This window comes from Sphingobium sp. RAC03, assembly GCF_001713415.1.
Lineage (GTDB): Bacteria > Pseudomonadota > Alphaproteobacteria > Sphingomonadales > Sphingomonadaceae > Sphingobium.
Genome location: NZ_CP016456.1, coordinates 1,503,475 through 1,517,289, shown reverse-complemented (window position 1 = coordinate 1,517,289; position 13,815 = coordinate 1,503,475). Strand labels below are relative to the sequence as shown.

The window sequence follows — 13,815 nt, the reverse complement described above, 5'->3', positions numbered from 1 at the left end:
GCAATCAGCAGGCCGCGCAAGCGCCGATCACAGCACCGCTGCGATCAGCCCCCGTGCGCGCGCTTCATTGGCTTCGAGATACCAGTTTTCGGGCGCTTTTTCGAGCAGTTCTTCCATGGTGATATCCGATCCCAGAATCAGATTGTGGAACCCTTCATTCTGGATCGCGATCGACGACTGGATTTCGTTGAGCGTCGCCTTCAGCGTGGCGATGCAGGTGGACAGAGGTCCGGCGAGCTGGATCGTCTTGGTGATCAACCGCTCATGGATCATGAGGCGAGTGCCGCGCGTGACATAGCGGTTTTCGGTCGCGAAGAAGCTCATGAAGGTCGCGCCCGCCGAATAAACCGCCGTGCGGCCGAGGAACACCAGACGCCGTTCGGGGTAGAGATCGGAATGGAAACGGATATCCTCACCCATCAGACGGGCGATTTCGGGGTCGCCGCCCAGGGTGGAGATTTCCACCACCACCAGCCCCTGCTGCGACGCGGTGGACAGGCAATTTTTGAAATGAAGATACATGCCATGATCGACCACGCCCGAAAGCATGATCGCGGGATATTCGAAATCCTTGGGGCCGAGCATCGGCGCTGTCATTTGCATCATAATCGCCTTGATATGGAATGGGTTTGGGCAGCATTACGCATGGCGCGCGGAAAAGCTGCCTCATGCGCTCATTCTTTTGACTGGCGCGCCGCGCGACAGGCTGTAAAGAACAGATCATGACCAAAGGGCAGCGGGCATGATCGCAAAACTCAAGGGGTTGCTGGACAGCACAGGCATCGACCATGCCATCATCGATGTGGGCGGTGTCGGCTATCTGGTCGGCGCATCGTCGCGCACGCTGGCGGCCTTGGGTCCAGTGGGGGAAGCGGTGACGATCCACACTGAAATGCTGGTGGCGGCGGACTCGATTCGTCTGGTCGGGTTCGCCCGCGCGGAAGAGCGCGACTGGTATCGGTTGCTGACCCATGTGCAGGGCGTGGGATCGCGCGTTGCGCTGGCGATATTGTCGGCGCTGGAACCGCTGGAACTGCACCGGGCTGTCGCCATGGGGGACAAGGCGATGATCGCCCGCGCCAACGGTGTTGGCCCCAAGCTGGCCCAGCGCATCGTCAATGAATTGAAGGACAAGATCGGCGCAGCCCCGGTCGGCAGTCCGATCGGCGTGGGCGGCGTGGCCGTGCTGCCGACCGGCAGCTTCGCCGCCGACGCACTGTCTGCGCTGCAGAATCTGGGCTTCAAACCCTATGAAGCCAGCACCGCCGTCGCATCCGCCGAGGCTGAACTGGGTGACGACGCCAGCCTGGACGCGCTGGTGCGGCTGGCGCTGCGGAAGGCGGCGAAGTGATGGGTGCATTGGATTGCATGGATAAAAGGCTTATGACGTGACCATGGCCGACTTCAACATCTCCATGCCGCCCGCCCTTGAACAATGGGTCGATGCCCGCCTGGCACAGGGGCGCTATGTCGATGCCGCCGATTATCTGCGCGACTTGGTTCGCCGCGACCAAGAGGCGTCCGAATATGATCGACAATGGGTTCGCGCCCGCCTTGAAGAGGGCTTCGTATCAGGCATTGTCGATGCAGAGCCGGAAGATGTCCTGAAAGAGATTATGGCGCGCTTGCCGGATGCCTAAGATCAGGCTGACGGTCGCCGCCCGACAGGATCTGATCGCCATTCAGGATCATGGTCTTGAATATTTCGGCCTGGAGGCGGTTCGGGCGCACATGCAGGGTTTCGAGCGCATCTTCGCCTTGTTGCGCACCCATCCGGCGGCGGGCGAGGCGAGACCCGATTATGGCGACGGCATAAGAGCTTTTTCGCATCGACCCCATCGAGTGCTATATCATGTCGGCGAGCAAACCATCTTGATCCTGCGTATACTGCATTCCGCGATGGACGCACCGTCGGCCTTGGGACGTCGTCCATGACCGACGATCGCCTCCTAACCCCCGCCCGCCGCGTCGAAGATGTCGATGCAGCGCTGCGTCCCAAGTCGCTCGACGAATTTATCGGGCAGGAAGCGGCGCGGGGGAATTTGCGCGTGTTTATCGAGGCGGCGAAGGCGCGTGGCGAGGCGCTGGATCATGTGCTGTTTTTCGGCCCGCCCGGCCTTGGCAAGACGACGCTCGCGCAGATCGTCGCCAAGGAAATGGGCGTCGGTTTTCGCGCCACGTCAGGGCCGGTCATCGCCAAGTCGGGCGATCTGGCGGCTTTGCTCACCAATCTGGATGAGGGCGACGTGCTGTTCGTCGATGAAATCCATCGGCTCAATCCGGCGGTCGAGGAAGTACTCTACCCGGCGATGGAGGACCGCGCGCTCGACCTGATGATCGGCGAGGGGCCGTCGGCGCGATCGGTGCGCATCGACCTGCCGCCCTTTACGCTGGTGGGGGCCACGACGCGACAGGGCTTGCTGACGACGCCGCTGCGCGACCGGTTCGGCATTCCGGTGCGGCTGCAATTCTACACGGTGGACGAGCTGGAACTGGTGGTGCGGCGCGCCGCGCGATTGCTCGACCTTGCCATTACGCCCGATGGGGCGATGGAGATTGCGCGGCGATCGCGGGGGACGCCGCGCATTGCCGGGCGGTTGCTGCGCCGGGTGCGCGATTTCGCCAATGTCGCGGGCGTTGCGGCCGTGGACGCTAAGGTTGCCGATGCCTCGCTCCGGCGGCTGGAGGTCGATGAGTTGGGGCTGGACCTGATGGACCGGCGCTATCTGATGATGATCGCGGATATTTATCGCGGTGGGCCGGTGGGGGTCGAAACGCTGGCGGCGGGGCTTTCCGAAGCGCGCGATACGATTGAGGAAGTGATCGAGCCTTACCTCATCCAGCTCGGTCTTATTGCCCGCACGGCGCGCGGCCGATGCCTCAACGGGCCGGGGTGGAAGCATCTGGGCCTCAATCCGCCGCAGGATGTGCAGAACGGGCTTTTCGATGGATGAAACCCCATAAAGTCGATGGCCGTTACGGCAAGGCGGAGCTATAGCCTGACGATGAGCAGGCGCGCAGCAGACGCGCCGGAACCGCAGGAGCAGCGCCTTGAGGGCCATCGAAAAATTCCCCAATCTGGTCACCATGTTCTTCGCCCGCGCGAGCGAGAGGGGCGACGCGCCGTTCCTGTGGCGCAAGACGGACGGCGCCTGGCAATCGTTAAGCTGGACCATGGTGGCGCAACAGGTCGCCTCCTTGTCCGCCGCGCTCAAGGCGCAGGGGTTGAAACCCGGCGATCCGGTAATGCTGGTCAGCGAAAATCGCCCGGAATTCTGCATCGCCGACCTCGCCATCATGGCGGCGGGGTGCATCACCGTGCCGACCTACACCACCAATACGACGCGCGATCATCAGCATATATTGACCGATAGCGGCGCGCGCGCTGTCATCGTTTCGACCGCGAAGCTGGCGCAGGTGCTGATGCCGGCTGTCGTCCGGTCGCAGGCCGACTTCATCGTCGGGATGGAGCCGTTGCGCGGGACGCAGGGGCAGATCGCCTGCCATATGTGGGATGAGCTGATCGCGGCTCACCCGGTCGATGTCGCCACTTGCGCCGCCGCCCAGACCGCAACGCGCCAGGACCAGGCCTGCATCATCTACACCAGCGGCACCGGCGGCGCGCCGCGCGGGGTGATGCAGCATCATGGCGCGATCCTGCTCAATGCCGAAGGGGCAGGCGCGGTCGTAGCGGAGGATTTCGGTTGGGGGGAGGAGGTCTTCCTGTCCTTCCTGCCGCTGTCCCACGCCTATGAACATAGTGGCGGGCAATTTCTGCCGATGCTGCTGGGCGGGCAGATCTATTATTCGGAAGGGCTGGAAAAGCTCGCTAGCAATATCGAGGAAACGCGGCCGACCATCATGGTGGTCGTGCCCCGCCTGTTCGAAGTGCTGCGCGCGCGGATCATGAAGTCGATCGAAAAGCAGGGCAAATTTCCCAATTATCTGATGGCCCAGGCGTTACGCATTGCGGCGAAGGAACAGCATGGGCGCAAATCCCTGCTCGACCGGCCGATGAAGGCGCTGCTGGCCCGCACCCTGATTCCCAAGATCCGCGCCCGGTTCGGCGGCCGGTTGAAGGCGCTGGTATCGGGCGGCGCACCGCTCAATCCCGATGTCGGCCTGTTCTTCGACGCGATGGGGCTGACGTTGCTTCAGGGCTATGGCCAGACCGAGGCAGGACCGGTGGTGAGCTGCAATCGCCCGCGCGCGGGCATCGCCATGGACACGGTTGGCCCGCCGCTTGACGGGGTAGAAGTGCGGATCGCCGAGGATGGCGAAATTCTGGTCCGAGGCGAATTGGTCATGCACGGCTATTGGCGCAATCCGGCGGAAACGGAAAAGGTGCTGAAGGATGGCTGGCTCCACACCGGCGACATTGGCGAATTCGATGCCAAGGGGCGCATCCGCATCACCGATCGCAAGAAAGACCTGATCGTCAACGACAAGGGCGACAATGTCGCGCCCCAGAAGGTCGAGGGGATGCTGACGCTGCAGGCCGAGATCGGGCAGGCGATGGTCCATGGCGACCGGCGACCCTATCTGGTCGGGCTGATCGTGCCGGATGCCGAATGGACGCTGGAATGGGCGCAAGCCAAGGGTTTGACGCTGGCGGAGGCGCGCGCCGATACGGCCTATATGGCGGCGCTACGTGCGGCGGTGGACCGGGTTAATAGCGACCTGTCGGTGACCGAGCGGGTTCGTCGCTTCATCCTGGCCGACGAACCGTTCACGATCGAGAATGAGGAAATGACCCCGTCGATCAAGATCCGCCGCCATGTGATCCGCAAACGCTATGCCGACCGGTTGGACGCGCTTTACAAGGGCTGAGCGGGTTCGCCTGAAGGCTGGTTCGGCCGATCGGCATCCGCGACGCCAAATGTCGCCCATTCCGCAGCCCCGGCAGGCGATTCGGGCAGCATCTTGGCCGTTTCGACCGTCATCCGGGTTTCGCTGTGCCGCCGATGGATATAGGCTTTGGCGATCATATTGGCCGAGATCGGCGCGGTGATGAACAGAAAGAGCGTGATCAGCAGTTCATGCGCCGACCAGCTGAGGCCATGGGTCGGGAAATAGAGCATCGACGCCATCAGGCAGCCGCCGACGCCCAGCGTGGTCGCCTTGGTCGGGCCGTGCAGACGGGTCATCAGCGAGGGCAGGCGCGCCAGTCCCCAGCTGCCGATCAGCGCGAAGGCACCGCCGAGCAGGATGAGGAAGGCGATGAAGATGTCGATCAAGGCGGTCATTCCGGCTGGTCCATCCTATTCCACAATGTCGCCGCGCAGCAGGAATTTGGTATAGGCGACCGTGCCGACGAAGCCGACCATCGCCAGCAACAGCGCCGCTTCGAAATAGGTGCCGCTTTCTTCCAATATGCCGAACAGGATGATGAGCGCGATGGCATTGATGACCATCGTGTCGAGCGCCAGGATGCGGTCCGGTGCGGTTGGCCCCCGCAGCAGGCGATAGAGGTTGAGCAGCATCGCCAGTGCCACGCAGCCCATTGCGATCGACAGAGCGGTCTCTATCATCGGAAAATCTCCAGCAGGCGGCGTTCATAGCGCGTCTTGATGCGCGTGATTTCGCCCGCCGCATCGCCGGTATCGAGCGCATGGACCAGCAAATGGCGGCCATCGGTCGAAATATCGGTGGAGACGGTGCCGGGCGTCAGGCTGATCGTGCCTGCGAGCAGAGTGATGGCTTCGGCCGAGCGCAATTCGAGCGGTATGCTGAGCCAGCAGGAGCGGAAATCGCGGTTGCGCCGGAACAGGATCAGCCGCGCAACCTCAAAATTCGCAACGACGATGTCCCATAGCACCAGGAAGGCATAGCCGAGCAAAGGCAGGCCAAGGCGCATTTGCGGCCGGTCCGGCCAGAAGGGCGCGGTGAAGAGCGGCACGACGATAGCGAAGAAAAGACCGAGCAGGAAGCCGCCCATGCTAAGGCTGTTAAGCACCAGCATCCACATGGTGACCAGCAGGAGCGTGAGGCCGGGATGGGGCAGCAGGCGTTTCATCGGACGGCTCCCGGTGCATCTGGCCCCAGCACGGCGCGGACATAAGCGGGCACGTCGAACAGTTGGCGGCTGGTGGCGTCGGCATAGGCGGTCGCCGGGCCAGCCGCCACGGTCAGCGCGCCCAGCATGGCGAGCAGGAAAAAGGCCGGCAATGCTTCGATGGCGCGAAAGGCGGTGCGGTTCTTGGACGTGGGTGGGCAGCTGCCTTGTTTCCAGAACACGGTGGTTCCGGCCCGTGCCATGCCGACCACCGCCAGCAGGCTGGTCCCCAGCACGAGCGCCCAGATGCCGATGACATAGGGCGATGTCAGCGATGCCTGAAGGATGAGCAATTTGCCGATGAAACCCGACAGCGGCGGCAGGCCTGCCAGGGCGACGGCTGCCGCCAGGAACAGCAAGGCCAGCCTGCCCTGCCCGGCGAAAGCCGATGTCGGCACGATCGAGTCGCCCTCGGCCGGACGCCAGCGGATGACGAGATCGATCGTCAGGAACAGCAGCGCCGCGGCCAGAGTGGTATGCGGCAGATAGAAAAGCGCGGCGGTCATGGCGCGCTGATCGAACTGGGCAATGGCGACCAGCAAGGTGGCGGTCGATCCGATCAGGCCGAACGCCGCCATATCGCGCAAGCCGCGCGCGGCGAGCAAGCCGACAAATCCGAGCAACATCGCGATCAGTGCTGCGGGCAGCAGCAACTGCCCGACCCAGTCGCCGAAGATCAGCGGTGCGGTGCGGATGATGGCATAGGCCCCGACCTTGGTCATGATCGCGAACAGCGCGGCGACGGCGGGGGCTGTCGATCCATAGGTGCGCGGCAGCCAGAGGTGCAACGGCGCAAGCGCCGCCTTGAGCGCGAACACCGTGACCAGCAGCAGCCCGCCTGCGCGCAACAGCCCCATATCCCCCGGCGGCAAGGCGGCGGCGCGCACCGCCATATCGGCCATGTTGAGCGTGCCGGTTATGCCATAGAGCAGGCCCAACGCGATCAGGAACAGGGTGGAGCCGATAAGGTTGACGATCACATATTGCACGCCCGCCGTCAGCCGCTGCGCGCCCTGCCCGTGCAGCATCAGGCCGTAGGAGGCGATCAGCAGCACTTCGAAGAAGACGAAAAGGTTGAACAGATCGCCGGTCAGGAATGCGCCATTGATGCCGAGCAGCTGGAACTGGAAGAGCGGGTGAAAGTGCCAGCCCTTGCGATCAAGCCCCGTCAAGGTCGCGTGAGCCGCCACCGCCAAGCCGAGGACGGCGGTCAGCAGCAGCATCAGTGCCGCCAGCCGGTCCAGCACCAAAACGATGCCAAAGGGGGCGGGCCAATTGCCCAGCGCATAGGCGGTCGGTCCGCCTGCGATGGCCTGCCCCATAAGGATCATTGCCAGCAGAACGAGTCCCGCCGCCGACCCGACCGAGATGGCCGCACCGATCCAGCGCCGCCGACGGCGGAACAGCAAAGTCGCGGTTCCGGCAAAGGCAGGGAGCAACAGGGGCGCAGCGATCAGCGCATCGATCATGGCGCCGCCTCCCGATCGGGCTGGGGCGGGTCAGCCTCGACGATGCCGTCGACCTGATCCGTGCCGGTTTCCAGGAAGCTGCGCAGCGACAGCACGACGGCAAGCGCGGTCATGGCGAAGGAAATGACGATGGCGGTCAGCACCAGGGCTTGCGGCAAGGGGTCGGCATAGTCGGTCACGCCCTTTTCATAGAGCGGCGGACGGTTGACCGTCAGGCGACCGATGGCGAAGAGGAAGAGGTTGATGGCATAGGACAGCATGGCGAGGCCAAGCACGACCGGGAAGGTGCGCCCGCGCAAGGCGAGATAGATGCCCGCCGCGGTCAGCACGGCAATGGCGGAGGCGACCAGAAATTCGATACTCATGCCCGGCGTCCCCGCAATTTGGCCGGGTCGATATCCATCGGACCATCATCCTCCACCAGCGCCTTTTCCGCGCGCTGGGCGATATGGCTGAGTTCGGCCAGCGCCAGCATCACCGCGCCGATCACCGTCATGGCGACGCCGACGTCGAACAGCATCGCCGTCGCGAGTTCAAATGTTCCGACCAGCGGCAGCGTGACATAGCCGAAAGCACTGGTGAAGAGCGGCGCGCCGAAGAAGAGCGAGCCAAGGCCGGTCAGGGCGGCGATGGTGACACCCAAGCCGATCAGCATATGTTCGTCGATCCGCCGCCGCTGGTCCGCCCATTCGAAGCCCGACGCCATATATTGCATCAGCATCGCGATGGAGACGACCAGCCCGGCGATGAAGCCTCCGCCCGGCAGATTATGCCCGCGCAGGAAGATGAAGAGACCGATCATCGTCGCCAGTGGCAGGAGGAGCCGGGCGGCGACTGCGAACATCATGGGATGGCGTTCGGGGGACCGGGGCAGATCCGCGACCCACTCGCGCAGGCGCTGGCCAGAGGGGCCACGCGCCACCGGTTGCAGCAGCGCGAAGATGGTGAGGGCGGCAATGCCCAGCACCGTGATTTCGCCGAACGTGTCGAAAGCGCGAAAATCGACCAGCGTGACATTGACCACATTGGTCCCGCCGCCGCCCGAATAGCTGTTTTCCCAATGATAGGCGGAGATCGGATCATTGGGTTCGCGCGTCATCACGGCCCAGGCCGCGAGGCCCGCGACCGTGCCACCGGTCAGCCCGATCAGGCCGTCGCGCAACCGCAGGCTGTTGCTGGAGAGACGCACCGGCTGTTTGGGCATCAGGTTGAGCGCCAGCAGCAACAGCAGGATCGTCACGACCTCCACCGAAATCTGCGTGAGGGCGAGGTCCGGGGCCGACAGATAGACGAAGGCGAGCGAGACGACGAGGCCGACGACGCTGATATAGACGAGCGTCAGATAGCGTTGGCGCTGCGCCTTCACGACCGCGATGACCGCCGCGACCAGCAAGCCCCAGGCGAGGATCGCCACGGGATGGGCGGGAATGGTGGGGCGGGTGCCGGGGCTGTAGCCGCCGGTCCACACGCCCAGCGCGCCGACCAGGATCGCGACCAGGAACAGCAGGCTAAGTTGCCGTTGCAGCGAGCCATTATGGATGGCGCGCGTCATGTCGCTGGCCCGATCGACCAGCCATTCCAGCGCCCGGTCGAACATCCGCTTGGCATCGGGCAGGCGCAGAGCGTCCCAGGCCCGCAGCAAGGGGCCATGAAGCCACAGCATCAACGCCCCGACCGCGACCGCCACGATGCTCATCACCAGCGCCGGGGTCACGCCATGCCAGAGGGCGGGCTTGAATGGCGGCGCGGTGCCGCCGGTGACGATGGCGGCGGCGGGCGTGACGAGGCCCACCGTCAATGTCTGCGGGAACAGGCCGACCAGGATGGTCAGCACGACCAGCAAGGCGGACGGTGCCCATAGACCGAACGGCGGATCATGCGGCTGGGCAGGATAGGACGCCGGGCGAGGCCCGAAATAGAGATGGACAATATAGCGTAGCGAATAGGCCACCGACAGCGTGGCTCCGATCACGGCGCCGAGCGGCACGATCCACGACTGCCCTGCCCATAGGGTATGCCCGGCTTCCTCCAGCATCATTTCCTTCGACAGGAAACCGGCAAGCGGTGGCAAGCCCGCCATGGAGGCGGACGCGACGATGCCCAGCGTCGCGGTGATCGGCATCAGCGTCGTCAGCCCACCCAGCAGGCGAATGTCGCGCGTGCCCGTTTCATGATCGACGATCCCGGCGTTCATGAACAGGGCGGCCTTGAAGACGGCATGGTTGAGCAGATGGAAAACGCCGACCATCGCGGCGACCGGCGTGCCGAAGCCGAACAACATGGTCAGCAGGCCAAGATGGCTGATGGTGGAGTAAGCGAGGATCGCCTTGAGATCATGACGGAACAAGGCGATGGCCGCACCGAGGATCATCGTGACCAACCCCGTCGTCGTCACCAGATAGAACCACAGGTCGGTCCCCGACAGCACCGGCCAGAAGCGCGCGAGCAGGAACACGCCCGCCTTCACCATGGTCGCGCTATGCAGATAGGCGCTGACCGGCGTGGGGGCGGCCATGGCGTGGGGCAGCCAGAAGTGAAACGGGAACTGCGCCGACTTGGTGAAGCAGCCCAGCAGGATCAGGATCAGCGCCATGGGATAGAGGGTGGACGACCGGATGAGGTCGCCGCTTGCCAATATGTCGGCCAGTTCGAACGATCCCGCGATCGTGCCAAGCAACACCAGACCGCCAATGAGCGCGAGGCCACCGCCGCCCGTCACCGCCAACGCCATGCGCGCGCCCTGCCGCCCCTCAGCCGTGTCGCTGCGGAAGCCGATCAGCAGGAAGGAGGACAGGCTGGTCAGTTCCCAGAAGATGAGCAACAGCAAGATGTTGCCCGACAGAGCGATGCCCAGCATCGCCCCCTGAAACAGCAGCAGCATCGCCAGGAACCGGCCCATCGCGTCCTTGGCGGACAGATAGAAGCGCGCATAGAGGATGATGAGCAGGCCGATGCCCAGGATCAGGCCCGCAAACAGCAAGCCCAGCGCATCGAGACGCAGGCTGAGATCCAGTCCCAATGTCGGCACCCAGGCCATATGCCATTGCGCCACCCCGCCGCTCAGCACGAGCGGCGCGAACCATCCCAGCAGGGCAAGTCCGGCGATGGCGGGGATGACGGCGATCGCGGCCTGCGCGTTGCGGCCTGCCCTACCCATGATCGACAGCAGCAAGGTGCCGACGAATGGCAGGAGGCAAAGCAGGACCAAAAACAAATTCTTCTCCGGGTCGACACCCATGCGGGCACGAGGATGGCAGGCCTATCCGATGATGATGACCGTCTTCCCCATTCCTATGCCGGTAGGCAACCCTAAAGCGACATCATTCTCCCGATCTGTCGATCGGAAGCTGCGTAGAGGCCAATAGTGTCTTGTCCAGTCGGGCGCCAGAGCCGCTAGATGGTCCGCGCGGCTAGGGTTTAGCTGCCGTTGGGGCCGGGGCCGCCACCGCCTGCACCGGTACCACCCATGCCACCGGCACCGACCGCGCCGATATTGCCGAAAATCTCGTCGAACAGGCTACGGTTGCGGCCGAGCGTCGGGGTCTTGTCCCCAGATGGCGAAATATTGGCGACCTGTTCCAGCCCCATGCGATCGACCGCCGCGACATTGCCGGCAGCATCGAAGCGGACGCGCAGCACGGTCTGTTCCACGGGTTTGGGGTTCGAGAAGGCCAGCGCGCGCATGCTGCGCGAAATATAATACCATTCCTGCTCGCCGAACTGCGAGGTGAAGGTCGGGCGGCCCAGCGTGCCTTCGACCGAGGCGCGATTGTCGATGCCGGGCTGGACCGAATCCACCAGCAGCTTGTCGACCTGATAGCCCTGATGGGTGCGAACGCGGGTGCAGCCCGAAGCGCCCAGTACGAGCGCGCCAAGGCCTATGGCGAGCAGGATGCGCCCCTGTGCGGAATGACGGCTGAACGGACGCATCGACTTCTCCTGCGGGGGCGAACCCGCGAACCCAAGAAACATGACGCCGCCATTGCATTGGGCGACGCAGCGATCAATATGGAAATGCGCCGCCCCCGGCAAGGGGCGCGAAATATGGGGCAACGCGCGCCGCCCGCCCATCCACCATGAAAAGACGTTGCCGCATGTCCACCGCCTCCCCTTCCTTCCTGCAAAGACTGTTCGGGCGTACCGACCCCAAAGACAGTCTGATGCCGCTCTATCATGCCATCGTCGCGGAAGGCCGCCAGCCGCACTGGTATCTGGACGGTGCCGTGCCCGACACGCTGGACGGCCGGTTCGACATGATCGTCGCGATTTTGAGCCAGGTGCTGGTCCGGTTGCAGGAACAGGGTGCGACACAGGAAAGCGTCTGGCTGACCGAAGTCTTCGTCGACGATATGGATGGGCAGTTGCGCCAGGAAGGAATTGGCGATGTCGTGGTCGGCAAGCATGTCGGCCGCATGATGAGCGCGCTTGGCGGGCGGATCAGCGCCTATCGCACGGCACTGGCGGGCGAAGCGGATTTGCGCGAGGCGCTGGTGCGCAACCTCTATCGCGGCGGGGAGGTGTCGGATACCGCGCTAACCCATGTCGAAGGCGCGCTGCGGGCGCGCTGGACGCGGCTGGGCAGCCTGTCGCGCGATGCCTTGCTGGCGGGAGATATCGGATGAGCCCCGTCCCTACGCCTGAATTTTCGCGCCCGATCAAGGTCGATCAGATCGGTCGGCTCGCGGGCAGCGTGCATATCGCGGCCAAGGCCGAAGAGCGCATGGCATTGATGCGCCGTTTCGGCTTGATCGCGCTCGACCGGCTCGAAGCCGATTACGGGATTGGCGAGGACAATGGCGCGATCGTCGCGCGCGGACGCATACGCGCCACGCTGTCGCAACCCTGCGTGGCGACCGGCCTGCCCGTGCCGGAACAGATCGACAGCGATTTCCTGCTGCGCTTCATCGTCGAAGGGACCGATGTGGTCGATAGCGACGAACTGGAACTGGATGTCGAGGATTGCGACACGATCGGCTATGACGGCCAGGTCATCGACATGGGCGAAGCGGTGGCCGAAACCATGGCTTTGGTCATGGCCCCCTATCCCCGCTCGCCGGACGCCGACGCCTATCTCAAGGAGGTCGGCGTGTTGAACGAGGATCAGACCGGCCCCTTCGCGGCCCTGCTAGCGCTCAAGAACAAGACATAGATGCAGCGCAATTTCGTTTCTCTTTTGTTCTGATTATGCCATAGAATTGGGCCATGGACCCCGTGCCGCCACCGCTGCGCAAGATCATCCATATCGACATGGATGCTTTCTATGCGTCGGTGGAACAGCGCGATGACCCTGCGCTGCGGGGCCAGCCGATCGCCGTCGGCGGCGGCGGTCCGCGCGGCGTGGTGGCGACGGCCAGTTATGAAGCACGGACATTCGGGGTCAAATCGGCCATGCCCGGCGCACGGGCGCGGCGGCTCTGCCCCGGCCTGATCTTCGTCACGCCCAGGTTCGATGCCTATCGCGCGGCATCCACCCATATTCGCGAAATTTTCAGTCGCTATACCGACATCATTCAGCCGCTTTCGCTGGATGAAGCCTATCTCGACGTGACGGTGAACAAGCCGGGCATCGCGTCGGCAACGCAGGTCGCCGAAGAGATACGGCATTTGATCCGCACCGAAACGGGCCTCACAGCCTCGGCCGGCGTGTCCTACAACAAGCTGATCGCCAAGCTGGCATCAGACCAGAACAAGCCCGATGGCGTGTGTGTGGTGCGGCCGAGTGAAGGCGCGGCCTTCATCGCGGCGATGCCGGTACGGCGCATCCACGGCATTGGGCCAGTGACCGCGCGGCGGATGCATGAACTGGGGATCGAGACGGGGGCGGACCTGCGCGCGCGCGACCTGCGCTTTCTCCAGGCCCATTTCGGCAGTTCGGCGGACTATTATTATCGCGCGGCGCGGGGCGAGGATGACCGGCCCGTGCGCGAGCGTGAAGGGCGTAAATCCGTCAGCGTGGAGGACACATTTTCCGACGACCTGACCGATCGGGCTGCGTTGGTTACGGAGATAGATCGGATCGCCGCCAGCCTGTGGACCCGGATCGAAAAGGCGCAGGCCTGGGGCCGGACGGTGGTGCTGAAGGTGAAGTTCGCCGATTTCCGCATCATCACCCGATCGCGCAGCTTCACCGCGCCGGTACGATCGCCGGACTTGCTGGCGCAGACCGCGCGCGAATTGCTGCTGGCGCAATTGCCCCTGCGCATGGGTGCGCGGTTGCTGGGCCTCGGCGTACATAATCTGGAGGCGGAGGAAGCGGTCGAGCAGGGCGAACAACTCGCCCTGTCGTTATAG

16 protein-coding genes are annotated in these 13,815 nt (G+C 64.1%); 8 read left to right on the top strand and 8 right to left on the bottom strand.

Features of this window, described 5'->3' with window-relative positions:
• Positions 1-27 precede the first annotated feature (27 nt).
• A complete protein-coding gene (locus BSY17_RS11940; protein ID WP_069066934.1) occupies positions 28-603 on the bottom strand; it encodes a peptidase S14 in 576 nt (191 codons plus the stop codon).
• 139 nt (positions 604-742) lie between these two features.
• On the opposite strand from BSY17_RS11940, the gene ruvA reads away from it, so the two are divergent.
• The 5 genes from ruvA to BSY17_RS11915 all read left to right on the top strand — a co-directional run bounded on the left by ruvA (position 743) and on the right by BSY17_RS11915 (position 4,830).
• Entirely contained in the window at positions 743-1,351 is a 609-nt protein-coding gene (gene ruvA / locus BSY17_RS11935; RefSeq protein WP_069065666.1) for a Holliday junction branch migration protein RuvA, read from the top strand.
• A gap of 43 nt (positions 1,352-1,394) precedes the next feature.
• On the top strand, positions 1,395-1,640 hold the full coding sequence (locus tag BSY17_RS11930) for a ribbon-helix-helix domain-containing protein (RefSeq protein WP_069065665.1): 246 nt from the start codon (positions 1,395-1,397) through the stop codon (positions 1,638-1,640).
• A complete protein-coding gene (locus tag BSY17_RS11925) occupies positions 1,633-1,935 on the top strand; it encodes a type II toxin-antitoxin system RelE/ParE family toxin (RefSeq protein ID WP_069065664.1) in 303 nt (100 codons plus the stop codon). Before BSY17_RS11930 ends, BSY17_RS11925 begins: the two co-directional genes overlap by 8 nt.
• Entirely contained in the window at positions 1,932-2,954 is a 1,023-nt protein-coding gene (ruvB, locus tag BSY17_RS11920) for a Holliday junction branch migration DNA helicase RuvB (protein WP_069065663.1), read from the top strand. Before BSY17_RS11925 ends, ruvB begins: the two co-directional genes overlap by 4 nt.
• A gap of 133 nt (positions 2,955-3,087) precedes the next feature.
• A complete protein-coding gene (locus BSY17_RS11915) occupies positions 3,088-4,830 on the top strand; it encodes an AMP-dependent synthetase/ligase (RefSeq protein ID WP_069065662.1) in 1,743 nt (580 codons plus the stop codon).
• Here BSY17_RS11915 and BSY17_RS11910 read toward each other — a convergent pair.
• The 7 genes from BSY17_RS11910 to BSY17_RS11880 all read right to left on the bottom strand — a co-directional run bounded on the left by BSY17_RS11910 (position 4,818) and on the right by BSY17_RS11880 (position 11,496).
• The gene (locus BSY17_RS11910; RefSeq protein ID WP_037474900.1) at positions 4,818-5,246 is read right to left on the bottom strand and encodes a Na+/H+ antiporter subunit G; all 429 of its coding nucleotides are present in this window, start codon (positions 5,244-5,246) and stop codon (positions 4,818-4,820) included. The two genes, BSY17_RS11915 and BSY17_RS11910, sit on opposite strands and share 13 nt — an antisense overlap.
• Before the next feature lie 15 nt (positions 5,247-5,261).
• Positions 5,262-5,531: a K+/H+ antiporter subunit F gene (locus BSY17_RS11905; RefSeq protein WP_037474906.1), complete on the bottom strand. Its 270-nt coding sequence runs from the start codon at positions 5,529-5,531 to the stop codon at positions 5,262-5,264.
• Positions 5,528-6,016 (bottom strand): Na+/H+ antiporter subunit E, encoded by a 489-nt coding sequence (locus BSY17_RS11900; protein ID WP_069065661.1) that lies wholly within the window; start codon positions 6,014-6,016, stop codon positions 5,528-5,530. The genes BSY17_RS11905 and BSY17_RS11900 overlap by 4 nt, the downstream gene beginning before the upstream one ends.
• The gene (locus tag BSY17_RS11895; RefSeq protein WP_069065660.1) at positions 6,013-7,524 is read right to left on the bottom strand and encodes a monovalent cation/H+ antiporter subunit D; all 1,512 of its coding nucleotides are present in this window, start codon (positions 7,522-7,524) and stop codon (positions 6,013-6,015) included. The genes BSY17_RS11900 and BSY17_RS11895 overlap by 4 nt, the downstream gene beginning before the upstream one ends.
• Positions 7,521-7,889: a Na+/H+ antiporter subunit C gene (locus BSY17_RS11890; protein ID WP_171899232.1), complete on the bottom strand. Its 369-nt coding sequence runs from the start codon at positions 7,887-7,889 to the stop codon at positions 7,521-7,523. Before BSY17_RS11890 ends, BSY17_RS11895 begins: the two co-directional genes overlap by 4 nt.
• Entirely contained in the window at positions 7,886-10,732 is a 2,847-nt protein-coding gene (locus BSY17_RS11885) for a monovalent cation/H+ antiporter subunit A (RefSeq protein ID WP_237236533.1), read from the bottom strand. The genes BSY17_RS11890 and BSY17_RS11885 overlap by 4 nt, the downstream gene beginning before the upstream one ends.
• Positions 10,733-10,941: 209 nt before the next feature.
• Complete coding sequence (locus BSY17_RS11880; protein ID WP_237236531.1) at positions 10,942-11,496, bottom strand: outer membrane protein assembly factor BamE; 555 nt, start codon at positions 11,494-11,496, stop codon at positions 10,942-10,944.
• Between the two features lie 122 nt (positions 11,497-11,618).
• On the opposite strand from BSY17_RS11880, the gene BSY17_RS11875 reads away from it, so the two are divergent.
• Genes BSY17_RS11875 through dinB form a run of 3 tightly spaced genes read left to right on the top strand, consistent with a single transcriptional unit; the run spans position 11,619 to position 13,815 of the window.
• On the top strand, positions 11,619-12,146 hold the full coding sequence (locus BSY17_RS11875) for a ubiquinol-cytochrome C chaperone family protein (RefSeq protein WP_069065659.1): 528 nt from the start codon (positions 11,619-11,621) through the stop codon (positions 12,144-12,146).
• A complete protein-coding gene (locus BSY17_RS11870) occupies positions 12,143-12,673 on the top strand; it encodes a DUF177 domain-containing protein (RefSeq protein WP_069065658.1) in 531 nt (176 codons plus the stop codon). Before BSY17_RS11875 ends, BSY17_RS11870 begins: the two co-directional genes overlap by 4 nt.
• Positions 12,674-12,726: 53 nt before the next feature.
• Entirely contained in the window at positions 12,727-13,815 is a 1,089-nt protein-coding gene (gene dinB / locus BSY17_RS11865) for a DNA polymerase IV (protein ID WP_069065657.1), read from the top strand.

Excerpts from the sequence above, each read along its gene's own strand:
- BSY17_RS11890 (WP_171899232.1), bottom strand. The coding sequence starts at position 7,889 with ATGAGTATCGAATTTCTGGTCGCCTCCGCCATTGCCGTGCTGACCGCG.
- BSY17_RS11900 (WP_069065661.1), bottom strand. The coding sequence starts at position 6,016 with ATGAAACGCCTGCTGCCCCATCCCGGCCTCACGCTCCTGCTGGTCACC.
- BSY17_RS11930 (WP_069065665.1), top strand. The coding sequence starts at position 1,395 with ATGGCCGACTTCAACATCTCCATGCCGCCCGCCCTTGAACAATGGGTC.
- BSY17_RS11925 (WP_069065664.1), top strand. The coding sequence starts at position 1,633 with ATGCCTAAGATCAGGCTGACGGTCGCCGCCCGACAGGATCTGATCGCC.
- BSY17_RS11880 (WP_237236531.1), bottom strand. The coding sequence starts at position 11,496 with ATGTTTCTTGGGTTCGCGGGTTCGCCCCCGCAGGAGAAGTCGATGCGT.
- ruvB (WP_069065663.1), top strand. The coding sequence starts at position 1,932 with ATGACCGACGATCGCCTCCTAACCCCCGCCCGCCGCGTCGAAGATGTC.
- dinB (WP_069065657.1), top strand. The coding sequence starts at position 12,727 with ATGGACCCCGTGCCGCCACCGCTGCGCAAGATCATCCATATCGACATG.
- BSY17_RS11915 (WP_069065662.1), top strand. The coding sequence starts at position 3,088 with ATGTTCTTCGCCCGCGCGAGCGAGAGGGGCGACGCGCCGTTCCTGTGG.
- BSY17_RS11875 (WP_069065659.1), top strand. The coding sequence starts at position 11,619 with ATGTCCACCGCCTCCCCTTCCTTCCTGCAAAGACTGTTCGGGCGTACC.
- BSY17_RS11905 (WP_037474906.1), bottom strand. The coding sequence starts at position 5,531 with ATGATAGAGACCGCTCTGTCGATCGCAATGGGCTGCGTGGCACTGGCG.
- ruvA (WP_069065666.1), top strand. The coding sequence starts at position 743 with ATGATCGCAAAACTCAAGGGGTTGCTGGACAGCACAGGCATCGACCAT.
- BSY17_RS11910 (WP_037474900.1), bottom strand. The coding sequence starts at position 5,246 with ATGACCGCCTTGATCGACATCTTCATCGCCTTCCTCATCCTGCTCGGC.
- BSY17_RS11870 (WP_069065658.1), top strand. The coding sequence starts at position 12,143 with ATGAGCCCCGTCCCTACGCCTGAATTTTCGCGCCCGATCAAGGTCGAT.
- BSY17_RS11895 (WP_069065660.1), bottom strand. The coding sequence starts at position 7,524 with ATGATCGATGCGCTGATCGCTGCGCCCCTGTTGCTCCCTGCCTTTGCC.
- BSY17_RS11940 (WP_069066934.1), bottom strand. The coding sequence starts at position 603 with ATGCAAATGACAGCGCCGATGCTCGGCCCCAAGGATTTCGAATATCCC.